Origin of the sequence: Candidatus Pelagibacter sp. HIMB1695 (genome assembly GCF_052047655.1) — a bacterium.
GTDB lineage: Bacteria > Pseudomonadota > Alphaproteobacteria > Pelagibacterales > Pelagibacteraceae > Pelagibacter.
Window position 1 is genome coordinate 44,198 of sequence record NZ_JBNAJT010000002.1, and the last position, 26,405, is coordinate 70,602.

At 31.6% G+C, this 26,405-nt stretch carries 23 protein-coding genes and 1 other RNA gene; 21 read left to right on the forward strand and 3 right to left on the reverse strand.

Annotation, left to right across the window (positions count from 1 at the left end):
• Nucleotides 1–26 precede the first annotated feature (26 nt).
• Nucleotides 27–653 (forward strand): pyridoxamine 5'-phosphate oxidase, encoded by a 627-nt coding sequence (pdxH, locus tag ACTTAX_RS06690; protein WP_440693842.1) that lies wholly within the window; start codon nt 27–29, stop codon nt 651–653.
• Here pdxH and ACTTAX_RS06695 read toward each other — a convergent pair.
• Entirely contained in the window at nt 650–1,663 is a 1,014-nt protein-coding gene (locus tag ACTTAX_RS06695) for a polyprenyl synthetase family protein (protein WP_440693844.1), read from the reverse strand. The two genes, pdxH and ACTTAX_RS06695, sit on opposite strands and share 4 nt — an antisense overlap.
• 114 nt (nt 1,664–1,777) lie before the next feature.
• On the opposite strand from ACTTAX_RS06695, the gene ACTTAX_RS06700 reads away from it, so the two are divergent.
• The 5 genes from ACTTAX_RS06700 to ACTTAX_RS06720 are packed head-to-tail and all read left to right on the forward strand — an operon-like array spanning nt 1,778 to nt 8,386.
• Nucleotides 1,778–2,581, forward strand: coding sequence for a S49 family peptidase (locus tag ACTTAX_RS06700; RefSeq protein ID WP_440693846.1), 804 nt, complete (start codon nt 1,778–1,780; stop codon nt 2,579–2,581).
• Nucleotides 2,547–3,443 (forward strand): glycine--tRNA ligase subunit alpha, encoded by an 897-nt coding sequence (locus ACTTAX_RS06705; RefSeq protein ID WP_440693847.1) that lies wholly within the window; start codon nt 2,547–2,549, stop codon nt 3,441–3,443. Before ACTTAX_RS06700 ends, ACTTAX_RS06705 begins: the two co-directional genes overlap by 35 nt.
• The gene (glyS, locus tag ACTTAX_RS06710) at nt 3,443–5,509 is read left to right on the forward strand and encodes a glycine--tRNA ligase subunit beta (RefSeq protein ID WP_440693848.1); all 2,067 of its coding nucleotides are present in this window, start codon (nt 3,443–3,445) and stop codon (nt 5,507–5,509) included. The genes ACTTAX_RS06705 and glyS overlap by 1 nt, the downstream gene beginning before the upstream one ends.
• The gene (gene ppdK, locus ACTTAX_RS06715) at nt 5,509–8,169 is read left to right on the forward strand and encodes a pyruvate, phosphate dikinase (RefSeq protein ID WP_440693850.1); all 2,661 of its coding nucleotides are present in this window, start codon (nt 5,509–5,511) and stop codon (nt 8,167–8,169) included. Before glyS ends, ppdK begins: the two co-directional genes overlap by 1 nt.
• Nucleotides 8,170–8,179: 10 nt before the next feature.
• Nucleotides 8,180–8,386 carry a DUF1737 domain-containing protein gene (locus ACTTAX_RS06720; RefSeq protein WP_075506272.1) on the forward strand — a complete coding sequence of 69 codons (207 nt, stop codon included), beginning with the start codon at nt 8,180–8,182 and terminating at the stop codon, nt 8,384–8,386.
• On the opposite strand, the gene ssrA is transcribed toward ACTTAX_RS06720, so the two are convergent.
• Nucleotides 8,387–8,685: a transfer-messenger RNA gene (gene ssrA, locus ACTTAX_RS06725) on the reverse strand.
• 4 nt (nt 8,686–8,689) lie between these two features.
• On the opposite strand from ssrA, the gene thyX reads away from it, so the two are divergent.
• Entirely contained in the window at nt 8,690–9,637 is a 948-nt protein-coding gene (thyX, locus tag ACTTAX_RS06730; protein WP_440693852.1) for an FAD-dependent thymidylate synthase, read from the forward strand.
• Here the strand turns inward: thyX and ACTTAX_RS06735 are convergent.
• Nucleotides 9,618–10,442, reverse strand: a complete 825-nt coding sequence (locus ACTTAX_RS06735) for an Mrp/NBP35 family ATP-binding protein (RefSeq protein WP_440693854.1) — start codon at nt 10,440–10,442, stop codon at nt 9,618–9,620. The two genes, thyX and ACTTAX_RS06735, sit on opposite strands and share 20 nt — an antisense overlap.
• Before the next feature lie 51 nt (nt 10,443–10,493).
• Here ACTTAX_RS06735 and hflK point away from each other — a divergent pair, with 51 nt between their 5' ends.
• From hflK to ACTTAX_RS06805, 14 genes are all read left to right on the forward strand, one after another.
• Complete coding sequence (hflK, locus tag ACTTAX_RS06740; protein WP_440693855.1) at nt 10,494–11,600, forward strand: FtsH protease activity modulator HflK; 1,107 nt, start codon at nt 10,494–10,496, stop codon at nt 11,598–11,600.
• Nucleotides 11,601–12,473, forward strand: a complete 873-nt coding sequence (gene hflC, locus ACTTAX_RS06745) for a protease modulator HflC (protein ID WP_262590310.1) — start codon at nt 11,601–11,603, stop codon at nt 12,471–12,473. It begins immediately after the preceding gene.
• Between the two features lie 7 nt (nt 12,474–12,480).
• Complete coding sequence (locus ACTTAX_RS06750) at nt 12,481–12,666, forward strand: DUF2065 domain-containing protein (protein ID WP_075506268.1); 186 nt, start codon at nt 12,481–12,483, stop codon at nt 12,664–12,666.
• A gap of 1 nt (nt 12,667) precedes the next feature.
• The gene (locus ACTTAX_RS06755; protein WP_440693857.1) at nt 12,668–14,083 is read left to right on the forward strand and encodes a Do family serine endopeptidase; all 1,416 of its coding nucleotides are present in this window, start codon (nt 12,668–12,670) and stop codon (nt 14,081–14,083) included.
• Between the two features lie 2 nt (nt 14,084–14,085).
• Nucleotides 14,086–14,994: a tRNA (adenosine(37)-N6)-dimethylallyltransferase MiaA gene (miaA, locus tag ACTTAX_RS06760; RefSeq protein ID WP_440693859.1), complete on the forward strand. Its 909-nt coding sequence runs from the start codon at nt 14,086–14,088 to the stop codon at nt 14,992–14,994.
• A 52-nt stretch (nt 14,995–15,046) separates the two neighbouring features.
• A complete protein-coding gene (locus ACTTAX_RS06765; protein WP_440693861.1) occupies nt 15,047–16,813 on the forward strand; it encodes an acetolactate synthase 3 large subunit in 1,767 nt (588 codons plus the stop codon).
• A gap of 5 nt (nt 16,814–16,818) precedes the next feature.
• The gene (ilvN, locus tag ACTTAX_RS06770) at nt 16,819–17,367 is read left to right on the forward strand and encodes an acetolactate synthase small subunit (protein ID WP_440693863.1); all 549 of its coding nucleotides are present in this window, start codon (nt 16,819–16,821) and stop codon (nt 17,365–17,367) included.
• Between the two features lie 17 nt (nt 17,368–17,384).
• Nucleotides 17,385–18,407 carry a ketol-acid reductoisomerase gene (ilvC, locus tag ACTTAX_RS06775; protein WP_075506263.1) on the forward strand — a complete coding sequence of 341 codons (1,023 nt, stop codon included), beginning with the start codon at nt 17,385–17,387 and terminating at the stop codon, nt 18,405–18,407.
• A gap of 80 nt (nt 18,408–18,487) precedes the next feature.
• Nucleotides 18,488–20,050 (forward strand): ABC transporter substrate-binding protein, encoded by a 1,563-nt coding sequence (locus ACTTAX_RS06780; RefSeq protein ID WP_440693865.1) that lies wholly within the window; start codon nt 18,488–18,490, stop codon nt 20,048–20,050.
• A gap of 62 nt (nt 20,051–20,112) precedes the next feature.
• Nucleotides 20,113–21,096, forward strand: a complete 984-nt coding sequence (locus tag ACTTAX_RS06785; RefSeq protein WP_440652176.1) for an ABC transporter permease — start codon at nt 20,113–20,115, stop codon at nt 21,094–21,096.
• A complete protein-coding gene (locus ACTTAX_RS06790) occupies nt 21,080–22,021 on the forward strand; it encodes an ABC transporter permease (protein ID WP_440693867.1) in 942 nt (313 codons plus the stop codon). Before ACTTAX_RS06785 ends, ACTTAX_RS06790 begins: the two co-directional genes overlap by 17 nt.
• Entirely contained in the window at nt 22,018–23,697 is a 1,680-nt protein-coding gene (locus ACTTAX_RS06795) for a dipeptide ABC transporter ATP-binding protein (RefSeq protein WP_440693868.1), read from the forward strand. The genes ACTTAX_RS06790 and ACTTAX_RS06795 overlap by 4 nt, the downstream gene beginning before the upstream one ends.
• A 102-nt stretch (nt 23,698–23,799) precedes the next feature.
• The gene (locus ACTTAX_RS06800; RefSeq protein ID WP_440693870.1) at nt 23,800–25,371 is read left to right on the forward strand and encodes a 2-isopropylmalate synthase; all 1,572 of its coding nucleotides are present in this window, start codon (nt 23,800–23,802) and stop codon (nt 25,369–25,371) included.
• Complete coding sequence (locus ACTTAX_RS06805; protein WP_440693872.1) at nt 25,371–26,405, forward strand: rod shape-determining protein; 1,035 nt, start codon at nt 25,371–25,373, stop codon at nt 26,403–26,405. The genes ACTTAX_RS06800 and ACTTAX_RS06805 overlap by 1 nt, the downstream gene beginning before the upstream one ends.

The following is a 26,405-nucleotide window of genomic DNA, read 5'->3' on the forward strand; positions in this document are numbered from 1 at the left end:
ATTATATAGATTATTTTGTTTAAATTATGAATGAAAAAAACCAACTTGGTATTAACAGCTGTTTTTTAAATTTAGATGACCCTATTAAGTTATTTGAATTATGGATGGAAAAGGCTAAACAGAGTGAACTCAATGATCCAAATGCAGTTGCGCTAGCAACTTCAAGTAAAAATAATGTTCCATCAGTCAGAATGGTACTCCTTAAGGGTTTTAATAAAGATGGATTTGTTTTCTACACTAATTTAAATAGTCGAAAAAGTAATGAACTAAAGGAAAATCCTAACGCTTCAATGTGTTTTCATTGGAAAAGTCTTTTAAGACAAGTCAGAATTACTGGGACGGTATCATTAGTTTCTGATGATGTTGCAGATGAATATTATTCTTCCAGAGCATATGAAAGTAGAATTGGTGCATGGGCATCAAATCAGAGCCAAGAATTAAAAAATAGAGATGAATTAATAAATTCAATTAAGGTATATAAAAATAAATATTCTGATGAAACAAAAGTTCCTAGACCAAAACACTGGTCTGGATGGAATTTAAATCCACAAAATATAGAGTTTTGGTTAGATGGAGAAAATAGAATTCATGAAAGATTGCTATATACAAAAAGCCAGAATGGATTATGGAATAAGTCTTTATTAAGTCCTTAAAAATTTCTTGCTAAACTAAAAGATGTAAGTTTTTTAAGAATTTCTTTTTCTTTAGTATCCTTGAACACGCTTAAAGAATTTGATGCTAAATTAATATAATGCTGAGCTTTTTGGTAGCATTCATTTATGATCTTATATTTATTAATTAAAGATATAATATTATCAAAATCTTCTTTTGTTCTTTCTTTTTTATTAAATACTTCCTTTAGCTTATTTTTTTCATTGTTTTCTAATTTTTGGTAAAGCAAGATTATTGGTAAAGTCACTTTTCCTTCAAAAAAATCTTTTCCTATTTTTTTTCCAAATAACTTTAATTCTGAATTATAATCTAACGTGTCATCTGCAATTTGAAAAGTTAACCCCAAATTCCTTCCATAAAATTCTAGCGCATCTTTTTCTTTATTTTCTACTTCAGCTAAAATTGCACCTACTTTTGTTGAAGCAGCAAATAGTTCTGCAGTTTTGGCAGAGATAATTTTTAGATATGTTTCTTCAAGCATATCAACTTCATTATTATGTTGTAGTTGTAATACTTCTCCCTGGGCAATTTTAGATGAAGTTGATGATAATAATTTTAATACCTCTAAGTTTCCATCTTCAACCATCATCTCAAAACATCTACTTAAGAGATAATCTCCAATTAAAACCGAGGAATGATTACTCCAAATTTTATTTAAAGTTTCTTTACCTCTTCTAATCTCACCTTCATCGATAACATCATCATGCATCAAAGTGGCACTGTGAATAAGTTCTACACAAGCTGCTAAATTTACATCTCTTGAACCTTTTGAGTAACCACATAACTTAGCACTTCCCAATGTTAATAAAGCCCTAAGTCTTTTGCCACCAGTCTCTATATGATAATTAGTCATTTTTTGAACTAATTGAACATCACTAGTTAATTTGGATTTTATTCTTTCTTCAGCCAAAGCTAGTTTTTCTTCAACAGAATCTCTCAATTGGAAATATGAATTATTTATCTGGTTTTTAAGCTGTACTACAGTTCCCATATTATTTTTAAATTAATATAAATAAGATATATTTATTACTTATCATTTGACGCACCTATTTCTTCAATTATAAGTAGTCTTTATAATCAACCAAATATTCTGTAAGAGATAAATATGTTCTCCTTTTTAAAAAAGAAAAAAATTGTTTCACATATTAAATTAAATGGCGTTATTGGTAATGCTGGTAAATTTAAGCAAGGTATTGATTTTGCAGGACAGGAAGACATTATTAAAAAAGCTTTTTCACTAAAAAAAGCTGCTGCAGTAGCAATATCAATCAATTCTCCAGGAGGTTCACCTGTACAGTCACATTTAATTTATAGTTTTATTCGTCAGCAAGCTAAAAAAAGTAATAAGAAAGTTATTTTTTTTGCAGAAGATGTTGCTGCATCTGGAGGATATCTCATCTCATGTGCTGGAGATGAAATTTATGCAAATTCAAGTTCAATTATTGGTTCTATAGGGGTTATATATTCATCATTTGGTTTTACTGAATTAATCAAGAAAATAGGCGTTGAGAGAAGAGTTCACACAGCTGGAAAGAATAAGAGCACACTTGATCCTTTTATGGAAGAAAAGGAAGAAGATATTCAAAGACTTAAAAATATTCAATTAGATTTACACCAAGATTTCATAAATGTTGTTGAAAAAAGTCGTGGAGCAAAATTAAATAAAATAGAAGTAGAATTATTTTCTGGTGAATTTTGGTCAGGTTCAAGAGCTAAGAAATTAGGATTAATAGATGGCATAGGAGATGCACATGAAATCTTAAAAGAAAAGTATGGTGAAGATGTTGTAATTAAAAAATTTGAAAAAACAAAAGGTTGGTTAAGTCAAAAACTTTCATCTTCAAATCATATTGACCAATTTGCAAATATTTTAGATGAAAGATCAATCTGGCAAAGATATGGTTTCTAAATCAAAAGAGAAAATTCTTACATTTCAAGATACAATTTTAAATCTTCAAAAGTTTTGGAGCAAAAAGGGATGTGTAGTTCTACAACCTTATGACATGGAAGTAGGAGCAGGCACATTTCATCCAGCAACTACATTGAGGTCATTAGGGGCTAAACCTTGGAAGACAGCATATGTGCAGCCGTCAAGAAGACCCACAGATGGAAGATATGGAGATAATCCAAATAGACTTCAACATTATTATCAATTTCAAGTTCTTATAAAACCTTCGCCTGAAAATATTAAAAAACTTTACCTCAATAGTTTATCGTCTATAGGAATTGATCATTCAGATCATGACGTTAGATTTGTAGAAGACGACTGGGAAAGTCCAACATTGGGCGCTGCTGGTCTTGGTTGGGAGGTATGGTGTGATGGCATGGAAATTACTCAATTTACTTATTTTCAACAGATGGCAGGATTTGAGTGCAAACCTGTTTCTGTAGAAATTACATATGGATTAGAAAGAATATGCATGTTTATTCAGCAGCAAAAAAATATCTATGATCTGTTATGGAATGATGATGGTGTAAAATATAAAGAAGTATTTCATCAAGCTGAGATAGAATTTTCAGCATATAATTTTGAACATGCAAATGTAGAGTCACTTTTTAAAATGTTTGATATGCACGAGTTGGAAGCAAAGTCATTAGTTGAAAAAAAAATTTCATTACCTGCTTATGATCAATGTTTAAAAGCAAGTCATGTATTCAATATATTAGATGCACGCGGAGCAATTAGCGTTGCTCAAAGAGCAGGATATATTGCAAGAATAAGAGATATTACAAAATCAGCGGCTAGTATTTGGTTAGATAGTCAAAAATAATGTCTGAATTTTTCTTAGAATTGTTTAGTGAGGAAATACCTTCAAATTTACAAAAAAATTTAAGAGAAAATTTACTAAAAAGTTTTAATGAATTTTTTTTAGAAAAATCTATTAAATTTAAAAAAAGTTCGTCTTACTCAACACCCAATAGGTTATCAATTTTGTTTGAGGGAGTTGAAAAGAAGATAGTTTTAAAATCTGAGGAAATAAAAGGTCCTAGTACAAAGTCTCCAGATGCTGCGTTGGAGGGGTTTGCGAGATCAAATGGTGTTTCAAAAAAAGAATTGTTTATAAAAAAAACAGATAAAGGTGAGTTCTATTTTTATAAAACTAGATCAAAAAAATTAGATACTCATACATTATTAGAAGGAGCCATACCTCAAATACTGAATAAAATTCAATGGAAAAAGTCAATGAGATGGTCAAATTATGAACTATTATGGGGTAGGCCATTAAAATCTATCTTATCCATCTTTGATAAAAAAAAATTAAATTTTAAATTTCATCATTTCATTTCATCTAATTCAACATTTGTAGATAAAGAATTTGAAGAAAAGAAAAAACTATTTTTAGACTTTAAATCTTATAAAAATTTTTTTAAAAAAATGGATATACTTATCGATCACACTGAGAGAAAAGATTTAATAGAAAAAAAATTCGATATTATTTTAAAAAAAAGAAATATAAATATTGATAGTAATCCCAAGCTTCTTCAGGAAGTAGTCGATTTAACTGACCAACCAAACATAATTGTTTGTGAATTTGATAAAAAATTTTTAAATATACCTAAAGAGATTTTAATACTAACCATGCAACACCACCAAAAGTATTTTCCTACTTTTGATAAAAAAGGAAACATTACAAATCAATTTTTGGTAGTAGCAAACAATAAAGATAAAAAAGGATTAATTAAATTAGGAAATGAAAGAGTAGTTGAAGCAAGATTAAGTGATGCAGAATTTTTCTGGCAGAAAGATAAAGCTCAAAACATGGTCAAAAAAATTTCTGATTTAAAATTAATGAATTATTTCAAAGGTCTTGGAAATTATTTTGATAAAGCTCAAAGAATGCGAAAGCTTGGTGCTATTATTTCTGATGAGTTATTAATTAGCAAAGAAAAAGTAGAATTATCAGCATCGATTAGCAAAGTAGACTTATTATCTGAAATGGTTGGTGAATTTCCAGAACTTCAGGGGATTATGGGAGGTTATTTTGCAAATGTACAAGGTTTTGATAAAGAAATATCACTTGCTGTTAGTGAGCAATATTTACCCGTTGGATCTGGAACAAGAATTCCAAAAAAACCTTATAGCATTGCTTTATCCTTAGCTGACAAGATTGATACTTTAGTTGGATTTTTTGGTGTAAACCAAAAACCAACAAGTTCCAAGGATCCTTTTGCTTTAAGAAGATTAGCATTAGGGATTGTTAGAATTATCATTGAAAATAATAAAGATTTTAAAATTAGAGATTTAATAAATTATTCTTCAAGTTTGTATCAGGATCAAGGATTTGAATTTGAGAATAAATCTTTACAAAAAGAATTACTAGATTTTTTATTAGAGAGATTGAAATATTATATGAAGGAGGAAAATATCCGAAACGATATAATACAAGCTTCAATAAGTTCTTATAACTTAGATGAATCTGTAATTATTTTTAATAAAGCAAAAAATTTAAATAAAGTAATAAATAAACAAAACGGAATAGATATTATTGCAAGTTATAAAAGAGCATCAAATATTCTAGAAAGTGAGCTAAAAAAAGATAAAATCGAATTATCTAATACAACCGACCCTGGTATTTTTAAAACTGAGCTTGAAAAAAATTTATTTAAAAAAATTAATGAATTGAGGAAATATTTTTCTAGTATTAATAATGATGAAAATTTTGTTCAAACATTGGACAATTTAGCAAGTATTAAAAGAGAGGTATTTGATTTTTTTGATAATGTAATTGTGAATGAGGATGATCTGGTAATTAAGAAAAATAGGCTAGAACTAATTCAAATGATGTGTAAAACATTCGACAATTATGTTAACTTTTCTTTAATCGAGTCTAGCTAATGACAAAACTCATATTAAACTTTAATTCGAAACAATCTAGAAGTATTAAAAATCCAAAAAATTTTTTAGGTGGCAAAGGTGCTAACCTTTCTGAAATGGGCAGAATGGGTTTGCCAGTTCCTCCTGGTTTTACAATATCTACTAAAGTTTGTGAGATTTTTTATAAAGATAAGAAAAAATTGAATAACAATTTAATTTCTCAAATAAAAAAAGAATTAAAAAATATAGAAAAAGATGTTTCTAAAAAATTTGGAGACTTAAAAAATCCTTTGTTATTGTCTGTTAGATCGGGTGCTAGAGTATCTATGCCAGGGATGATGGATACAATTCTTAATTTGGGTTTAAACGACAAAACAGTAAAAGCTTTAGCTTTGAAAACTTCCAATGGGCGATTTGCCAAAGATAGTTACAGACGATTTATTCAAATGTATGGAAACGTTGTGATGGGTGTAGAGGGCTATCATTTTGAAGAGTTAATTGAAAATTATAAATTAACAAAAGGTGTTTTGTTAGATACAGACTTAGATGAAAATGATTGGGATGGTTTAATTGAAGATTTTAAAAGAACAGTAAAGGAAAAAACAAAAAAAGAATTTCCTCAAGATGTGTTTCAACAACTATTTGGAGCAATTAGTGCTGTATTTTTATCATGGGAAAGTAATAGAGCAAAAGTCTATAGAAAGTTAAATCAAATACCAGCAGAATGGGGAACAGCAGTCAACGTTCAATCAATGGTTTTTGGTAATATGGGTGACGATTGTGCTACCGGAGTCGTATTTACAAGAAATCCATCAGATGGATCAAATGAAATATATGGTGAGTACTTAATTAATGCACAAGGTGAGGACGTCGTTGCTGGTACAAGAACACCTCAATATATAACTAAGAAGGCAAGAAAAAATGCTAAAGTTGAAGCGCCTTCAATGGAGGAGTCTTTGCCAAAAGTTTTCAATGAATTAAAAAAAATTTTAAAAAAATTGGAAAAACATTACAAAGATATGCAAGATGTGGAATTTACGGTTGAAAACAATAAACTGTGGATGCTTCAAACTAGATCCGGAAAAAGAACTGCAAAATCTGCGGTAAAGATTGCAGTTGATATGGTTAAGGAAAAATTAATATCAAAAAAAGAAGCAGTATTGAGAATTGATCCAAATTCTTTAGACACACTTCTGCATCCTACACTTGATGAAAAGAGTACAATCAATGTGATAGCAAATGGTTTACCTGCTTCACCAGGAGCAGCAAGTGGGAAGGTGGTTTTTACTTCAGAAGAAGCCGAAAGATTAACTTCGATGATGCAAGACACCATCTTAGTAAGAGTAGAAACGTCACCTGAAGATATACAAGGAATGCATGCTGCTAAAGGAATTTTGACAGCCAGAGGAGGAATGACGAGTCATGCTGCAGTAGTTGCAAGAGGCATGGGAAGACCATGCGTATCTGGTTCAAGTGAAATTGATATAAATTATGAGATGAAGACATTTAAAACATCTTCAATGGAAATTAAAGAAGGGGACGTCATTACAATAGATGGATCAACTGGTAGAATTATATCAGGAAGAGTGGCAACAGTTAAGCCAGAGATATCTGGAGATTTTTCCAAAATAATGAATTGGGCAGATAGTTTTAGAAAATTAAATATTAGAACAAATTCTGAAACGCCCAAGGATACCAAAACAGCAAAAGATTTTGGAGCTGAAGGAATTGGTCTTTGCAGAACTGAACACATGTTTTTTGATGAAGAGAGAATTTTATCAGTAAGGGAAATGATTTTATCGAAAACTAAAGAAGATAGATCAATTGCATTAAAAAAACTTTTACCTCATCAAAAAAAGGATTTTATAGAAATATTTAAAATTATGAGTGGATTACCAGTTACAGTAAGGTTGTTAGATCCACCTCTTCATGAGTTTTTGCCTCGAACAGATAAAGAGATTAATGAAGTAGCAAATATTGTAAATCTTCCAGTAAAAGAAGTAGAATCCAGAATTGACGAATTGCATGAACAAAATCCCATGCTGGGTCATAGGGGATGTAGACTTGGAATATCTTTTCCTGAAATATATGAAATGCAATGTAGAGCAATATTTGAAGCTCTAGCAGAGCTTAAAAAAGAAAAAATTAGATCTGCTTTTCCAGAAATTATGATCCCATTAGTATCTACTGAAGCAGAAATAAAAATTATGAAAGATTTAGTAATTAGAATTGCAAGTGAAGTTCAAAAAGAGCTTAAATTAAAAATTGAGTTTATGGTAGGTACGATGATTGAGCTTCCTAGAGCGGCTATAAAAGCCAAAGACATTGCAAAACATGCTGAATTTTTTAGCTTTGGAACTAATGATTTAACTCAAACTACATTTGGAATAAGCAGAGATGATAGTGGAAAATTTTTAAATGATTATATAGATAATAAAATTTTTTCAATTGATCCGTTTATTTCGATAGATGATGGAGTTGGAGATTTAATCAAAATAGCTGTTGAAAAGGGAAAAAGTCAAAATAAAAATATTAAACTTGGAATTTGTGGAGAACACGGTGGTGATCCTAACAGTATTTTATTTTGCTCAAAAGCTGGATTAAATTACGTTTCTTGTTCTCCATACAGAGTTCCTGTAGCAAGATTGGCTGCTGCACAAGCCGAATTAAAAGACAAATAGAGAGAGTTTTATGAAGGGATACAGATTTATTACAGATGATGACACATCAAAATTTTGTCACCGTGTTACTGAGGCATTGTCAAATGGTTGGACTTTATATGGAGAACCAAAAATGACATTTGATAAAAAAAGAGGTGTTATGCGTTGTGGACAAGCAGTAATAAAAAATTCACCTAAAAAAAAATACTCAAAAAAAATTAATTTATCATCAATTTGAAGTAGGGGGCGTTCTGTTGCCAGGTGCCCCGGACCCCGTGCTTAATTAACTAAGTTAATTATGCAGCAAGTGCGTAACTTTCGTTAGCAATTATAAATTAGCCCGTTACGGTGGAACAATCCCGAACGAAAGAATAGCCTTTAGTCACCCGTCGATTCTAGTTCACCCCCGTAAGTTGTAATGGTGGAGGTGGTGGGTACTGCCCCCACGTCCGCAATGGTTATTACGAAATTCGTTTATCGTCGTAGTTGGAAATCCAACATTAATAATATAAAAGTAATTACAACAGATTCAATAACAATCATGAAATTAACAAAAGAACAATCAGAAGAAATAAAAAGCCAGCAATCCCAAAGCAATCAAACTAAAAGAGTTACCGCTCCAGAGCTTGAAAAAATACTCTATGAAGCGCTGCCAGCATTAGATCATGGATTTGTAAGAGTAGTTGATTATATGGGTGATGACACGTCTATAGTTCAGTCAGCAAGAGTATCTTATGGAAAAGGGACAAAGCAAGTTTCAACAGATAAAGGTTTAATAAAATACTTGATGAGACATTGGCACAGCACTCCATTTGAAATGTGTGAAATAAAATATCATATTAAACTTCCAATATTTATTGCAAGGCAGTGGATCAGACATAGAACCGCCAACGTTAATGAATACTCTGCAAGATATTCAATTTTAGATAAAGAATTCTACTTACCAACTAAAGAAAATTTAGCTGCACAATCGACTAGTAACCGACAAGGAAGAGGAGATGTCCTTGAAGGAAAACAAGCAGAAGAAGTTTTAGAACTTTTGAAAAGTGATGCAGAGAGAACTTATGACAATTATGAAACAATGCTTAATGAAAGATATGATGGTTCAACAATTGACGAGAATAAAAAAGGATTAGCAAGAGAACTTGCAAGAATGAACCTAACATTAAATACTTATACTCAGTGGTATTGGAAAACTGATTTATTAAATTTAATGAACTTTTTAAGGTTAAGAGCTGATAGTCACGCTCAGTATGAAATTAGAGTTTATGCAGACATAATGTTGGATACAGTTAAAAAATGGGTACCGATAACTTATGATGCATTTATGGATTACAGAGTAGGAGGGACAGAGGTTTCTGCTAAGGGAAAAGTTATAATTCAAAAACTTATTAAAGGTGAAAATGTAGATGTTGAAAGCTCAGGTCTATCTAAAAGAGAATGGAATGAATTAATGGCTGCTTTTGATCTTAAAGATAAGTTGATTTAATCTTCTCAGCAAAATCTAGATATATTTTTGAAATCTCATGTTCTGGGTTTGATTCGACTATTGGTTTTCCTTGATCACCAGAATTTCCAACTTCTGGATTGATTGGTATTTCTCCCAAATATTCTTTCTGAAATTCTTCTGCTGTTTTTTTTACCCCACCTTCTCCAAAAATTTTGTACTTCTTTCCATCATCTCCAACAAAAAAACTCATGTTATCAACTAAACCTAAAATTTTAACTCCAAGCTTATCAAACATTTTAATTCCTCTTTTTACATCCAAAAGAGCAACTTCTTGTGGAGTTGATACTATGATTGCACCATCCATTTTAATTTCTTGTGAAAAAGTTAATTGAGTATCACCAGTTCCTGGAGGCATATCAACAATTATAAAATCTAAATCTTTCCAATTAACCTTCTGAGTAAAAGTTTTAATTGCACTCGTCACCATTGGACCACGCCAAATCATCGGAGTTTGCTGATCTGCTAAAAATCCAATTGACATACATTGAATGTCATATTTTGTTATGGGATCTAATTTTTGACCGTCACTTTTTGGCTTTTCATTAATATCAAACATTTTTGGAATTGAAGGACCATAAATATCAGCATCTAACAATCCAATTTTGCATCCAACTTTTTTTAAAGCCAAAGCAAGATTCGTTGCAAATGTAGATTTACCTACACCACCTTTTGCACTTGATATAGCAATAGTAAACTTAGTTCCTAGAATTGGATTTTTTGTAAAAACTCTAGGCTCCACCTTCTTTTTCATTGCGTCACTTAGTTCTGGCTTTTTATCTGACATAAAACTATCCTTACTTGTTTTTTGCGATAAAGACACTATATACTTTGACATATGTCAGATGATTTCAGAGGCAGAGGCGGAAGCCCATGGGGAACACCTCCAGGAGGTGGAAGTGGAGGAAATGGTTCAGGAAGAGGACCAACACCACCAAACGTAGATGAAATTATCAGAGAGTTTCAAGACAAAATAAGAAAGTTTTTACCTGGTGGAAAATCTTCAGGTGGAAAGTCTATTGGATTAATTTTATTAGTCTTAGCCTTTGTATGGCTTGCAAGTGGGCTTTATAGAGTATTACCTGATGAACAAGGAGTTGTTCTTAGATTTGGAAAATTTGTTAAAACTACTCAACCTGGATTGAACTATCATATTCCTTTTCCAGTTGAGACTGTTCAAACTCCAAAAGTAACAAAAGTAAATAGAATCGATATTGGATTTAGGTCTGAAAGAGATAGTGGTTTTTCTACAGGTGGAGGAGTTGCAGATGTTCCTCAAGAAAGTTTAATGCTTACTGGTGATGAAAACATTGTAAACATCGATTTTTCGGTATTTTGGGTTATCAAAGATGCTGGAAATTTTTTGTTTAAAATTCAGGATCCTATAGGAACTGTTAAAGCAGCTGCAGAAACAGCAATGAGAGAAGTTATTGCTAAAAGTGATATTCAACCAATATTAACAGAAGGTAGATCAAGTATTGAGATTGAAACTCAAGAAATTATTCAAAGCATTTTAGATGATTATGAAAGTGGAGTACAAATTACTCAAGTACAAACGCAAAAAGCTGATCCACCTGATCAAGTAATTGATGCATTTAGAGATGTTCAAGCTGCGAGAGCAGATATGGAAAGATCTAAAAACGAGGCTGAAGCTTATGCAAACGATGTGATCCCAAGAGCAAGAGGGGAAGCGCAGAAAATTTTACAAGCTGCAGAAGCTTATAAAAAAGAAGTTGTTGCTAAAGCTGAGGGTGAAGCTAGTAGATTTTTAGCAATTTACAATGAGTATGCTAAAGCAAAACAAGTTACACAAGAAAGAATGTTTTTAGAGACAATGGAAACGGTTTTAGCAGATATAAATAAAATTATCATAGATAAAGAGTCTGGTTCAGGTGTGGTTCCTTACTTACCGTTACCAGAATTAAAAAAGAAAGAGACAAATTAAATGAAAGCTGGAAAAATAGTAGCTGGAATATTAGTTTTAATTGGTGTTGTAGCGTTCCTATCAGTAATCATAGTCAAAGAAGTTAATCAAGCGATAATTCTTCAATTTGGTGATCCAAAAAGAATTATAATGAAACCAGGCTTGAACTTTAAGATTCCATTTATTCAAAACGTTGTTTATTTAGATAAAAGGATTTTAAATTTAGATACCCCGCCAGAGGAAGTAATTGCATCTGACCAAAAAAGATTGATTGTTGATGCTTTTGCGAGATTTCAAATAGTTGATCCTTTGAAATTTTATATTTCTGTTGGAGACGAAAGGGTTGCAAGATCAAGATTGTCTACGATTATAAACTCAAGAATTAGAAATGTTTTGGGTCAAGAAGAATTACAAACTTTGCTATCACAAGATAGATCAAAACAAATGTCTTTGATTAAAGACGGAGTTAATAACGAAGCGCAAAATTTTGGAATAAATATTGTAGATGTAAGAATAAAAAGAGCTGATCTTCCTACAGCAAACAGTGATGCAATTTACAGAAGAATGCAGACTGAGAGAGAAAGAGAAGCAAAGGAATTTAGAGCAAAAGGTGCTGAGATGGCAGTGACAATTACTTCGACTGCTGACAAAGAAGTAACCGTGATATTAGCAGATGCTCAAAAACAATCAGAAATCATGAAGGGAGAAGGTGACGGTGAAAGAAATAAAATCTTTGCAGATGCTTTCGGACAAGACCCTGAATTCTTTTCTTTCTACAGATCAATGCAATCTTATAGTAAAGCGTTTACTGCAGGTGAAACCTCAATGATCTTGTCTCCAGATAGTGAATTTTTTAAATTTTTTGGAAATACAACTCCCGATATTAAACAATAATTTTTAGATGAATGAGCTAGTCATAGCTTTTGGTCTTTTTTTATTTATAGAGGGAATTTTATATGCCTTATTTCCAGCAAAAATGAAAAGTATGCTTAAAAAACTTGAACTGGTTAAAGATAGTCAACTAAGATCAGGAGGACTTATTTTTGCAGTTATAGGTTTTGTGATTATTTATTTTATTAAAAGTTAATATGAAAAAATTAAAATTTATTGTTTTAACAATTATATTTTCTCTAAGTTTTTCATTACAATCAAACTCTAGACCTGTTCCAGCATCATTTGCAGATCTTGCAGAAAAATTAATGCCTTCTGTGGTAAATATTTCTACTTCAACTACTGTGGTTACAAATAATAACTCTTTTCCATTTCAATTCCCTCCAGGATCTCCATTTGAAGATATGTTTAAAGAATTTGGAACTCCTCAAGAGAGAAAATCAGCAGCTTTGGGTTCTGGATTTATTATTGATGAGAAGGGAGTGGTAGTTACAAATAATCACGTAATTCAGGATGCTGATGATATTATTGTTAGAGTTAACGGAGACCAGGAATATAAAGCAAAAGTGCTTGGCGCCGATCCTTTGATGGATATAGCAGTGTTACAATTAGATACAGAAGATAAATTTAAACCAGTTGGCTTTGGAGACTCTGATAAAGCAAGAATTGGTGATTGGGTTTTAGCAATTGGAAATCCATTTGGTCTTGGCGGGACAGTAACTGCTGGAATTATTTCAGCAAGGAACAGATCTATTGGGTTATCAAGATATGAAGATTTTATTCAAACAGATGCATCAATAAATTCAGGAAATTCAGGTGGACCTTTATTTGACATGGAAGGAAATGTAATTGGAATTAATACAGCCATCTTAGGAAGAAATGGTTCTATTGGTATAGGATTTTCAATTCCATCCAATAGTGCTCAACAAGTAATTAAACAATTAATTGAATTTGGTGAAACAAAAAGAGGTTGGCTAGGTGTAAGAATTCAAGATGTAACAAAAGAAATTGCTGAGGTTGAAGAACTAGATAAACCAAGAGGTGCTTTAGTTGCAAGTGTTGCTGAAAATAGTCCTTCTAAAAAAGCAGGAATTCAGGCTGGAGATATTATTTTAGAGTTTAATGGAGTTGAGATTAAGCAAATGAAAGAGTTGCCAGCAATTGTTGCAAGAACAGAAGTTGGAAAAAATGTAGATGTAAAAATTTGGAGAAATAAAAAAGAAATAACCAAAAAGGTTTTGTTGGGAAGATTAGAAACCTCTGATGACTTCAAAGTAAGTGAAAATCCAAAACAAGATGAAAATAATTTAGATGAAATTGTAGAGAGTTTAAGAATATCAGTAAGACCTTTAACTAAAGAGGATATAAAAAACCGTAAATTACCAAACCAAACTACAGGATTAGTAATTACCAATATGGCTAATAACAGTCCTTTAGTAAACTCAATCGAGATCAATAGCATTATTATTGAAGCTCAGAAGAAAAAAATTAAATCAGCAGATGATTTAAGAGATATCACTCAGAAAGCAATAAACTCTAATCAAAAAACTATTTTAATTGCAATTTATAACAATCAAAATCAACGAAGATATATTGGCGTTAAATTAGATTAGTAATGGATTTGAAATCCAAGATAATTTTAATTTCAGGACCTACAGCATCTGGAAAATCAAGTTTTGCAATTAAACTTGCAAAAAAAATTAATGGAGAAATTATTAATGCAGATAGTATGCAAGTTTATAAGCAACTTAAAATTTTGTCAGCAAGACCTAGCCCAAAAAATTATCAGTCAATAAAACATCATTTATATGGTTTCCAAGATGCAAAGAAAAGTTTTTCAACTGGTGATTGGCTTAAAATTGCAAGTAAAAAAATAATTGAAGTTAAAAATATAAAAAAAGTTCCAATTCTTGTAGGAGGAACTGGGCTTTACTTCAAAGCATTAACTGATGGTTTGGTTCAAATTCCGAACATTCCAGTAAGGTTTAGAAATAAAATTAGAAATCTAAATAAAAAAATTGGCCAAAATAAATTTTACAATCAATTATTAAAACTAGATCCTCTTTCAAAAAATAAAATTAATCCAACGGATACCCAAAGATCAATAAGAGCTTTTGAAGTTAAAAAGTTTACAAAGAAATCTCTTCATGAATGGTTTAAAAATACTAAATCAAACTATTTAGAAGAAGATTTTATAAAAATTTATATTGATTATCCACGTGATGAATTGGTTGAAAGAATTCATCAAAGAACTGGAAAAATGATTAAAATGGGTGCCGTGAATGAGGTTAAAAGATTTTTAAAACTAAAAATTAATGAACAAATGACTGCATGTAAAGCAATTGGAATAAATGAAATTCAGGAATATTTAGCAAAAGAAAAAAAAATTGATGAAATCAAAGAAAAAATATCAATAAAAACTAGACAATATGCTAAAAGACAAAGCACATGGGCTCGAGGAAACATGAGTGATTGGGTTAAACTTAAGCCATCTGAGATTAATAATTTTTTAAAAAAAATTTAATTTTTCCATACTTAACCTTGACCAATCAGCACAACTTCAGCTAGATTGCGAAATGCCAAAATTATTAACTGGTGCTGAAATCGTATTTAAGTGTCTTGAAGACCAAAAGGTAAATCATATCTTTGGTTATCCTGGCGGTGCTGTACTGCCAATATATGATGAGTTAAAAAATCATCCATCTATTAAACATATTCTTGTAAGACACGAGCAAGGTGCAGGTCATGCAGCTGAAGGTTATGCAAGATCATCTGGAAAACCTGGTGTTGTTTTAGTTACTTCAGGCCCTGGTGCCACTAACGTCGTTACAGCTTTAACAGATGCATACATGGACTCAGTTCCAATGGTTTGTATTTCGGGTCAAGTTCCAACACACCTTATTGGTACGGATGCATTTCAAGAATGTGACACAACAGGAATTACAAGACCATGCACAAAGCATAACTGGTTAGTAAAAGATATCAACGACCTTTCAGATGTTATGCATGAAGCATTTAAAGTTGCAACAACTGGAAGACCAGGTCCTGTATTAATTGATATTCCAAAAGATATTCAATTTGCAAAAGCAAAATATAAAAAACCAAAAAAAGAAAAAAGTTTAAATGGCAAATCTTACAATAAGTTTTCAACTGATGAAATTGACCAATTAATTAATTTAATTAGTAAAGCAAAGAAGCCAATAATTTATAGTGGCGGAGGCGTGATTAATTCAGGACCAAAAGCAAGTGAAGCTCTTAGAAAATTTGTTGAGCTAACAGGATTTCCAATTACTTCAACTTTGCAAGGTCTAGGTGCTTATCCTGGAGACGATAATCAGTTTTTAGGAATGCTAGGAATGCACGGAACGTATGAAGCAAACAATGCAATGCATGACTGTGATTTATTAATAAACATTGGTGCAAGATTTGATGACCGTATTACTGGAAAAATTGATGAGTTCTCTCCTAATTCAAAAAAAGTTCATATTGATATTGATCCATCATCAATTAATAAAATTATTAAAGTAGATCTTGCAATCGTAGGTGATGTAACGAAAGTAATTGATAAAGTAAACAAAACAATTGTTAAAAAGAAAAATGGTAATGGTAAATCAAATAAACCAAATATTGCAAAATGGTGGGAACAAATTCAAAAATGGAGAAGTAAAGACTCTTTAAATTTCATTAACAGTGAAGATAGTATAAAACCTCAGCATGCTGTTCAAAGACTTTATGAGTTAACAAAAAATAAAGATACTTATGTAACAACAGAAGTAGGTCAGCATCAAATGTGGGCTGCTCAACATTATAAATTTAACAAACCCAATAGATGGATGACTTCAGGTGGATTAGGAACTATGGGTTATGGATTACCAGCAGCTGTTGGAGTTCAAGTAGCTCATCCAGAAAAATTAGTTATTGATATTGCAGGAGAAGCATCAGTTTTAATGACAATGCAAGAGATGTCCACGGCTGTTCAATATAATTTACCAATAAAAATATTTATTTTGAACAACCAGTACATGGGAATGGTAAGACAGTGGCAAGAGCTGCTTCATGAAAAGAATTATTCTGAAAGTTATTCAGAAGCATTACCAGATTTTATGAAAATGGCTGATGCTTATGGCTGTAAAGGAATTAAGGCTGATAATCCATTAGAGCTAGATGAAAAAATTCAAGAAATGGTTGACCATAATGGTCCTGTTATTTTTGATTGTCATGTGGATCCAAACGAAAACTGTTTCCCAATGATACCTTCAGGTAAACCTCATAATCAAATGATCTTAGGACCAAACGATCAAGAAGAGAATAAAATAAAAGGAAAAGGCAAAGCCTTAGTTTAATCAAAATGCCAAAATCAAAGTCAGCTTATAGCTCTCCAACTATAAAACAAAAATCAGATACTTATATTTTTGTAGTTTGGGTAGATAATGAAGCGGGTGTTCTTGCAAGAGTGGTTGGCCTGTTTTCTGGCAGAGGTTATAATATTGAGTCTTTGGCAGTAGCAGAAATTGATGCTATCAAAAACATATCTAGAATAACAATTGTAACAACCGGAACACCACAAGTAATTGACCAGATTAGACTGCAATTAACCAAATTAGTTCCTGTACACAAAGTTGCTGAATTTAAAAGAGACGATAAAGACGTGATTTTTAAAGAGATGGCTTTATTTAAAATTGTAGGTAAAAAAAATAAAATTGAAAAATGTTTAAATGCTTGTAAAAAATTTAACCCAGTAGTATTGGATAAAACAAAGTCATCTGCAGTTATTCAAATAACAGCACTTAGACGAGAGATTGATAAAATGAACAAAAAATTAAAACCCTTTGGACTTATAAGCACTTCAAGAACAGGGGCTGTTGCAATGACAAGAGGTGCAAAAATTTTTAACTAATTAATAGGAGATAAATTATGAAAATGTTTTATGAAAAAGATGCAGATGTAGATTTAATTAAAAATAAAAAAATAGCTATTTTTGGTTATGGAAGCCAAGGTCACGCTCATGCACTTAATCTAAAGGATAGTGGAGTTAAAGAGATTGTTGTTGCATTAAGAGAAGGATCATCAAGTGTTGCTAAAGCTGAATCAAAAGGTTTAAAAGTGATGAATTTATCTGATGCAGCTGCTTGGGCAGATGTTGTTATGATATTAACTCCAGATGAATTACAAGCTGAAATTTATAAAAATCATATTGAACAAAGAGTGAGAGAAGGAACAAGTATTGCTTTTGCTCATGGTTTAAATGTTCACTATGACTTAATTAAAGCAAGAAAAGATTTAGATGTATTTATGGTTGCTCCAAAAGGACCTGGTCATTTAGTAAGAAGCGAATATGAAAAAGGTGGTGGAGTTCCATGTTTGTTTGCTGTTCATCAAGATGGATCTGGTAAAGCAAGAGATTTAGCTCTTTCCTATGCTTCAGCAGTAGGTGGAGGAAGATCAGGTATTATTGAAACTACTTTCAAAGACGAAGTTGAAACAGACTTATTTGGTGAACAAACTGTTTTATGTGGTGGTTTAGTTGAACTAATTAAAAATGGATATGAAACTTTAGTTGAAGCTGGGTATGAACCAGAGATGGCATATTTCGAAACAGTTCATGAAGTTAAATTAATTGTTGATTTGATCTATGAAGGTGGAATTGCAAATATGAATTATTCAATTTCAAATACTGCAGAATATGGTGAGTATCAATCTGGTCCAAGAATCATCAACAAGGAAGAGACAAAGAAAAGAATGAAAGAAGTTTTGGCAGATATTCAATCAGGTAAATTTACCAAAGAGTGGATGGATGAGTGCAAAACTGGTCAAAAAAACTTTTTAGCAACTAGAGCGAAATTGGCTGAACATTCTGTAGAAAAAGTTGGGGCAGAGCTAAGAGCCATGATGCCTTGGATAAGTAAGAAAAAATTAGTTGATAGCGATAAAAGTTAATTATTAATAGAATTTTATATCTGTAATAATCTTTTTTTTTCACTTATAATTTTTTTATAAATTTAAAAAAGAGGTTAATTATGAAGGCTAAAAATTTAGTAAGAATATTACTATCATTAGTTCTAGTATTTGGATTTTCCTCAGCATGGGCAAAAACTATCAAATGGTCAATGCAAGGAGACAGTCTTACACTAGATCCACACGCACAAAACGAAGGTCCAACTACTCAAGTATCTAGACAAGTTTATGAAGCTCTTGTTCAAAGAGCAGTAGATATGAAAATTGAACCAGCGTTAGCAAGAAAATGGACAGCTACAGATCCTAATACTTGGATCTTTAATTTAAGAGAAGATGTAAAATTTTCTGATGGTTCTAAAATGACATCAGCTGATGTTGTATTTAGTATATTAAGAGCTAAACAAAGAACATCTGATTTCAAAGAATATATAAGCACAATATCTGATGTTAAAGCGGTTGGGGAATATGCTGTTAAAATTACAACAAGCAAACCTAATCCTATACTTTTAAATCAACTGTCAAACATTTTTATAATGTCTAGAGCTTGGTCTGAGAAAAACTTTGCAATGTCTCCTCAGAATTGGGATGCAGGACAAGAAACCTTTTCAGCAACTAATGCTTTGGGAACTGGTCCATTTAAAATTACTTTGAGAGAACCGAACACAAAAACAGTGTTTAAAAGAAATAAGCATTGGTGGGGTGATATGGAAGATGATGGCATAAAGCAAATTGAGTTACTTCCAATTAAAAATGCTGCAACAAGAGTAGCTGCCTTACTATCCGGTGAGATTGATTTAGTGACTGATGCACCTGTTCAAGATTTAAAAAGAATTGGTTCTTCTTCAGAACACCAGGTTGTAAGTACACCGCAGATGAGAACAATCTTTTTAGGAATGGATCAAGCAGCAGATAAATTAAGAACTGGAAACACTGGTGATAATCCTTTCAAGAAAAAAGAAGTTAGACAAGCACTTTATCAAGCAATTGACATTGAGGCTATCAAGAAAAAAGTAATGAGAGGTCTAAGTGAACCAGCTGGAATAATTACATTCCCAGGAGTAAATGGTTACACAGCAGAACTTGATAAAAGATTACCTTATGATGTTGATGCAGCAAAAAAACTTTTAGCTAGCGCAGGTTATCCTAACGGGTTCGATGTAGAACTAAGATGTCCAAACGATAGATATGTAAACGATGAAGCAATTTGTACAGCTGTTGTTGGAATGTTAGGTAAAATTGGAGTTAATGTTAACTTGTTTGCTCAAACAAAAAGTAAACACTTCAAAGAGCTAAAAGATGACCAAGGTGATTTTTATATGCTTGGATGGGGTGTACCAACTTTAGACAGTCATTACGTATTTCATTATTTATATGAAACAGGTGCTAGTTGGAACAAAGTTAACTTCAGTAACCCTGATGTAGATGCTGCAATTAGAGTTATGGAAGGTGAAGTTGATTTAGATAAAAGAAACGCTGCAATTGCAAATGCTTGGAAAATTGTAAAAGATGATATTGCTTATCTTCCTTTGCACCACCAAGTTATTTCTTGGGCATCTAAAAGTAACGTGAACGTTCCTATCAGACCTAATAACGAACCGTTATTTAGAGCTGCTAGCGTAAATTAAATTAAAATTATTATAAGCCCCTTAAATTTATAAGGGGCTTATAAATTTAAAATCCTCATAAATTGATAAAGTATTTTTTTAAAAGATTATTTCAATCAGCTTTGGTAATGCTAGTTGTTGCCTTTGTCTCTTTTTCCTTGTTCAATTTTGTTGGAGACCCAATAAACAACATGGTAGGAGAAGAAACTTCAGACGAAGAAAGAGCTGAATTAAGAGAAACATTGGGTTTAATGGATCCAATTCATGTTCAATTCTCAAGATTTGTAATTAATGCGTCTAAAGGAGAGTTTGGTATTTCTTATCAATTAAGAAGACCTGTGTCTGAACTGATTGTTGAGAGATTACCAGCTACTATTGAGCTTGTTGTAATTTCTGCTTTGATAGCATTAGTAACAGGAACTCTTTTAGGAGTTTATACGGGTATAAATAGAAAGGGTTTTTTAAGTGACTTTGTTTTAGCAATTTCATTGCTTGGAGTGTCACTCCCCACATTTGTAATTGGAATATTATTTATTTACTTATTTGCTGTAATTCTAGGAGTACTTCCTTCTTTTGGTAGAGGAGAAGTTGTTGATATAGGATTTTGGACAACAGGTTTTTTAACAGTTTCAGGTCTTAAAGCGATAATTCTTCCATCAGTTACATTAAGTCTTTTTCAAATGACATATATCATCAGGCTAGTAAGAGCTGAAATGATGGAAATCTTACAAACTGATTATATAAAATTTGCTAGAGCACGTGGAATTAGTGAAGATAGTATTAAATATAAACATGCACTAAAAAATGGTTTGATACCTGTAATAACGATTGCTGGAATTAATATTGGAACTTTAATCGCGTTTTCAATTATTACTGAAACTGTTTTTCAATGGCCTGGAATGGGTTTCTTGTTTATTCAAGCTGTTCAGTTTGTAGATATACCAATTATGTCAGCTTATTTAGTTTTCATCGCATTTGTTTTTGTGATGATAAATTTTATAGTTGATATTCTTTATTATTTTATTGATCCAAGGATTAGAGTTAAAGGAGATGCCGCAAGTGGATAATAATTTAAATTTATCAAGATGGGAAAGAATCAAGGATAGTGATATCTATCATAGCTTCATAAAATCTCCGACAGCAATTATATCTTCTGCAATTTTATTTATTATTTTTTTCTGTTCTTTTTTTATTGAATTTTTAACACCTTACACTCCTTTTGATCCATCATCCTTATCTTTGATGGATGCATTTACACCACCATCTTGGACAGAAGATGGTTTAGCACAATTTATTCTAGGAACAGATGGTCAAGGAAGAGATATGTTATCAACCATTTTATATGGATGTAGAATATCTCTTATTGTAGGTTTTGCTGCAATTATATTTAGTCTAGTTCTTGGTGTTGGTTTAGGATTAACAGCTGGATATTTTGGAGGCAAATATGAAATGGTAGTAATGAGACTTACAGATGTTCAGTTGACTGTACCAAGTATATTGATGGCACTATTGGTTGATGGAATAGTAAGAGGATTAATTTCAAGAGAAATGCATGATGAAATGGCGATATATGTTTTGATATTTGCTATTGGAATTTCCGAATGGCCACAGTTTGCAAGAGTATCTAGGGCAGCAACTTTAGTAGAAAAAAATAAAGACTATGTTTCTGCCTCAACGATAATTGGTGTTTCTAATATAGTAATTATGTTTAAACATATTTTACCAAATATTATGAGACCAGTTTTGGTAATCGGTACAATTGGTTTAGCTCTTGCTATCTTAGCAGAGTCAACTTTAAGTTTTTTGGGTGTTGGTGTTCCTCCAACCACTCCTTCTTTAGGAACTTTAATAAGATTAGGTAATGATTTTTTATTTTCAGGAGAGTGGTGGATTACGTTTTTCCCTGCAATTTTTTTAGTGATTTTAGCTTTTTCAATTAATTTATTAGGAGACTGGATGAGGGATACTTTAAATCCAAAATTAAAAAAATGAGTTTTTTAAAAATAAATAATTTAAGTGTTGATTATAAAATGCGTAAAGAGACTGTTTACGCAGCCAAAAACGTTAATATTGAGGTAAATAAAGGTGAAATTTTAGGATTGGTTGGAGAGTCTGGTTCTGGAAAAAGCACTGTTGGAAACGCCATAATTAATTTAATTGATGAGCCAGGAAAAGTCTCGAGTGGCTCAGTAATTTTGGGAGATTTAAATATTCATAAAAACTCAGAGAGTATAATTAAATATCGAGGTAATAAAATTGGATTAATATTTCAAGACCCACAAACATCTTTAAATCCAATATTAACAGTTGGTGAACAATTAATTGAAACTATACAAACTCATCTAAATTTAAACAAAGAGGAAGCAAAAAATAAATCTATTAATTTATTAAAAGAAGTTGGAATTAAGGATGCTGAAAAAAGATTTAATGACTATCCTCATCAGTTTTCAGGAGGAATGAGACAAAGAGTGGTTATTTCTTTAGCCTTATGCTGCGAACCAGAATTATTAATAGCTGATGAACCTACTACTGCTCTAGATGTTTCTATTCAATCACAGATTTTAGATTTAATAAAAAAACTTACAAAAGAAAGAAACTTGGCTGTGATTTTAATAACACATGATATGGGTGTAATAGCAGAAACAGCTAATCGTGTAGCTGTAATGAAAAGTGGAAATTTAGTCGAAATTGGTGAGACAAAAAAAATTTTAACAACTCCTCAACAAAGTTATACCAAAAGTCTTGTAAGTTCGGTTCCACCTACGAATAAGAAAATTTCAAGATTTGTAATAGTAGAAAAAGAAAACAAAAATAAAGAAAATAATATTAAAATATTGAATAGATGGATTAAAAAAGAAATTATCAACCAAGATTTAGTACAAGTAAAAAATCTCAATAAAAGTTTTGATGATAATTTTTTTACTGAAAATTCTAAAAATTCTGTATTAGCTGTAAATAATGTTTCATTCGAAATAAAAGAAGGTGAATCATTTGGATTAGTAGGTGAAAGTGGAAGTGGAAAATCTACTATTGCAAAAATGATTGTGAATTTATTTAAACCTTCTTCAGGAGATATATTTTTTGATAAAACTTGTATTACGAAAATAAAAAATAGATCAGAATTAATGAAATTTAGGAAACAAATACAAATGATATTTCAAGATCCCTATTCATCACTAAATGGTAGATTGAAAGTAAAAGATATAATTGCTGAGCCTATTACACTTCACAATCCTTCTATTTCTAACTCAGATCTAAATAATTATGTAAATGACTTATTGGATTCAGTTGAAATGACTCAAAAATCAGCAGATAGATATCCACATGAATTTTCTGGTGGTCAAAGACAAAGAATTTCTATTGCAAGAGCTTTAGCAACACAACCAAGGCTCTTAGTTTGTGATGAACCCACATCTGCACTAGACGTTAGTATTCAAGCACAAATATTAAATTTGTTAAAAGATCTTCAAGAGCAATTAAATTTAACAATTTTATTTATTAGCCATGACCTACCGGTTGTAAGACAAATGTGTGATAGAATTGGAGTTCTAAAAGATGGTAAGTTATGTGAAATTTCAAATACTGAGGATTTATTTTTGAATCCTACACATGAATACACAAAGAAACTTTTACACTTGATGCCAAAAATTGAGTCAATTTATAATTAATTTTTGTATCACATAAAATGGACGAAAAAATTTAGCTATTTACACTAATTATTTTGCAATCTCTCTTATAGATTGTATTATAGATTTTCTAAAAATTTTATTATGAGTGACAAAGATAAAGTCTTTATATTTGATACAACTATGCGTGATGGCGAGCAATCACCTGGCGCATCAATGAGTTTGGAAGAAAAAATTCAGATTGCTAGAGTATTTGATGAACTGGGAATTGATATTATCGAAGCAGGTTTTCCTATAGCATCACCAGGAGATTTTGAGGCAGTTTCTGAGGTTAGTAAGATTTTAAAAAATTCTATTCCAGCAGGATTATCTAGACATTCAGTAAAAGATATTGACAGAGCTTACGAAGCATTAAAACATGCTCCTAGATTTAGAATACATACTTTTATTTCAACAAGTCCTCTACATATGAAACATAAATTAAATATGTCACCCGAAGATGTTTATGAGTCAATTGGTAAACACGTTTCTTATGCAAGAAAATTTACTGATGATGTTGAGTGGTCATGTGAAGATGGGACAAGAACTGATATGGATTATATGTGTAAAACAGTTGAGCTTGCAATAAAAAATGGTGCAACAACAATTAATATCCCTGATACTGTCGGTTATACAATACCATCTGAGTTCACAACAATCATTGAAACACTTTTAAACAAAGTTCCTAACATTGATAAAGCAATTTTATCTACTCATTGTCATAATGATTTAGGTTTAGCGGTAGCTAATTCTTTAGCTGGTGTTCAAGCAGGAGCAAGACAAATTGAATGTACTATAAATGGTTTAGGTGAGAGAGCAGGTAATGCTGCATTAGAAGAAGTTGTAATGGCAATTAAGACAAGACCAGACTTAATGCCTTATGAAACTGGAATTAACACAACTTTATTAAGCAAAGCATCAAAGATAGTTTCAAACGCAACTGGATTTCCAGTCCAGTATAATAAAGCTATTGTTGGAAAAAATGCATTTGCACATGAGGCAGGTATTCATCAGGATGGAATGTTAAAAAATAGACAGACTTATGAAATTATGACTCCAGAAAGTGTTGGAGTTAAACAAACCTCATTAGTAATGGGTAAACATTCTGGACGTCATGCTTTTAAGGATAAATTAAACAGTTTGGGTTATCCAGATTTAACAGACGACATAGTAGGAAATGCATTTGCAAAGTTTAAGGTTTTAGCAGATAAGAAAAAACATGTTTATGACGAAGATATTATTGCACTAGTTGATGACAGTTTGATTGTAGATAATAAAGTTAGCGCAATTAACTTAAAATCATTAAAAGTATTTGCCGGTACAGGAGAACCTCAAAAAGCTGAGATGACTTTAGATGTATACGGAGATGTAAAACAAGCTACAGAAACTGGGGATGGACCAGTTGATGCAATATTTAAATGTATAAAAACTCTTTATCCTCATGATGTAAATTTACAGCTTTATCAAGTGCATGCTGTAACCGAAGGCACCGACGCTCAAGCAACCGTAAGTGTAAAAATTGAGGAGAATGGAAAAACAACTGTGGGTCAAGCAGCAGATACTGATACTTTAGTTGCTTCTGCAAATGCTTACATAAATGCGTTAAATAAAATGATAATTAAACGAGATAAAACTGCTCCAATGGAGCAAGAAAGTCAAAAGGTAAGGGGAATATAATGGGATTATTCGATAGCATTAAAAAAGTATGGAGCCAAGATATGGCAATTGATCTTGGAACAGCGAATACACTAGTGGTATTAAAAGGAAAAGGTGTTGTCCTTAACGAACCATCTGTTGTTGCAATTGTAGATCAAGGTGGAAAAAAAAATGTTTTAGCCGTTGGCGATGAAGCAAAAACTATGCTTGGAAGAACACCTGGAAATATCAGTGCTATCAGACCTTTAAGAGATGGTGTTATCGCAGACTTTATCGTTACAGAAGAGATGATTAAACACTTTATAAAAAAAGTTCATAAAGGTAGTACTTTTGCTAATCCAAGAATTTTAATTTGTGTACCAACTGGTTCAACACCAGTTGAAAGAAAAGCAATTCAAGATAGTGCACTTGCTGCAGGTGCAAGAAGAGTTCAATTAATTGAAGAACCAATTGCTGCAGCTATTGGAGCTGGACTTCCAATTTCTGAAGCTACAGGTTCAATGATTGTTGACATAGGTGGTGGTACCAGTGAGATAGCAGTCATGTCACTAGGAGGATTGGTTTATTCTAAATCTTTAAGGGTTGCAGGTGATGCAATGGACACAGCAATAGTAAATTATATGAGAAAAGAATACAATTTGCTTATCGGAGATACTACTGCTGAAAAAATTAAAAAGGAAATGGGTACAGCTATTCCAACAGGAACTAATACTTATCCAGTAAAAGGTAGAGATTTAAGATCAGGTACTCCAAAAGAAGTAAATATTACTGAAGAAGATACAGCTGAAGCATTAAATGATATTTTAAAAGAAATGGTTAATTCAATTAAAGATGCTTTGGAAAATACTCCTCCCGAATTATCTGCTGACTTGGTAGATATGGGTCTTACTTTAACCGGTGGTGGAGCCTTATTGAAAAATATTGATAAAAGATTCTCAAAAGAAACAGGTTTACCAGTACATGTTGCTGATGATCCATTGTCTTGTGTTGCAGTTGGAACTGGTAAAGCTTTGGATCAAGAAGAAACTTTTTCTACTATGTTATCTGAATATTAA

What these genes read in the sequence shown, in the direction of transcription:
- pdxH (WP_440693842.1), top strand. Translation starts at nt 27, where the DNA reads ATGAATGAAAAAAACCAACTTGGTATTAACAGCTGTTTTTTAAATTTA.
- ACTTAX_RS06695 (WP_440693844.1), bottom strand. Translation starts at nt 1,663, where the DNA reads ATGGGAACTGTAGTACAGCTTAAAAACCAGATAAATAATTCATATTTC.
- ACTTAX_RS06700 (WP_440693846.1), top strand. Translation starts at nt 1,778, where the DNA reads ATGTTCTCCTTTTTAAAAAAGAAAAAAATTGTTTCACATATTAAATTA.
- ACTTAX_RS06705 (WP_440693847.1), top strand. Translation starts at nt 2,547, where the DNA reads ATGAAAGATCAATCTGGCAAAGATATGGTTTCTAAATCAAAAGAGAAA.
- glyS (WP_440693848.1), top strand. Translation starts at nt 3,443, where the DNA reads ATGTCTGAATTTTTCTTAGAATTGTTTAGTGAGGAAATACCTTCAAAT.
- ppdK (WP_440693850.1), top strand. Translation starts at nt 5,509, where the DNA reads ATGACAAAACTCATATTAAACTTTAATTCGAAACAATCTAGAAGTATT.
- ACTTAX_RS06720 (WP_075506272.1), top strand. Translation starts at nt 8,180, where the DNA reads ATGAAGGGATACAGATTTATTACAGATGATGACACATCAAAATTTTGT.
- thyX (WP_440693852.1), top strand. Translation starts at nt 8,690, where the DNA reads ATGAAATTAACAAAAGAACAATCAGAAGAAATAAAAAGCCAGCAATCC.
- ACTTAX_RS06735 (WP_440693854.1), bottom strand. Translation starts at nt 10,442, where the DNA reads ATGTCAGATAAAAAGCCAGAACTAAGTGACGCAATGAAAAAGAAGGTG.
- hflK (WP_440693855.1), top strand. Translation starts at nt 10,494, where the DNA reads ATGTCAGATGATTTCAGAGGCAGAGGCGGAAGCCCATGGGGAACACCT.
- hflC (WP_262590310.1), top strand. Translation starts at nt 11,601, where the DNA reads ATGAAAGCTGGAAAAATAGTAGCTGGAATATTAGTTTTAATTGGTGTT.
- ACTTAX_RS06750 (WP_075506268.1), top strand. Translation starts at nt 12,481, where the DNA reads ATGAATGAGCTAGTCATAGCTTTTGGTCTTTTTTTATTTATAGAGGGA.
- ACTTAX_RS06755 (WP_440693857.1), top strand. Translation starts at nt 12,668, where the DNA reads ATGAAAAAATTAAAATTTATTGTTTTAACAATTATATTTTCTCTAAGT.
- miaA (WP_440693859.1), top strand. Translation starts at nt 14,086, where the DNA reads ATGGATTTGAAATCCAAGATAATTTTAATTTCAGGACCTACAGCATCT.
- ACTTAX_RS06765 (WP_440693861.1), top strand. Translation starts at nt 15,047, where the DNA reads ATGCCAAAATTATTAACTGGTGCTGAAATCGTATTTAAGTGTCTTGAA.
- ilvN (WP_440693863.1), top strand. Translation starts at nt 16,819, where the DNA reads ATGCCAAAATCAAAGTCAGCTTATAGCTCTCCAACTATAAAACAAAAA.
- ilvC (WP_075506263.1), top strand. Translation starts at nt 17,385, where the DNA reads ATGAAAATGTTTTATGAAAAAGATGCAGATGTAGATTTAATTAAAAAT.
- ACTTAX_RS06780 (WP_440693865.1), top strand. Translation starts at nt 18,488, where the DNA reads ATGAAGGCTAAAAATTTAGTAAGAATATTACTATCATTAGTTCTAGTA.
- ACTTAX_RS06790 (WP_440693867.1), top strand. Translation starts at nt 21,080, where the DNA reads ATGCCGCAAGTGGATAATAATTTAAATTTATCAAGATGGGAAAGAATC.
- ACTTAX_RS06795 (WP_440693868.1), top strand. Translation starts at nt 22,018, where the DNA reads ATGAGTTTTTTAAAAATAAATAATTTAAGTGTTGATTATAAAATGCGT.
- ACTTAX_RS06800 (WP_440693870.1), top strand. Translation starts at nt 23,800, where the DNA reads ATGAGTGACAAAGATAAAGTCTTTATATTTGATACAACTATGCGTGAT.
- ACTTAX_RS06805 (WP_440693872.1), top strand. Translation starts at nt 25,371, where the DNA reads ATGGGATTATTCGATAGCATTAAAAAAGTATGGAGCCAAGATATGGCA.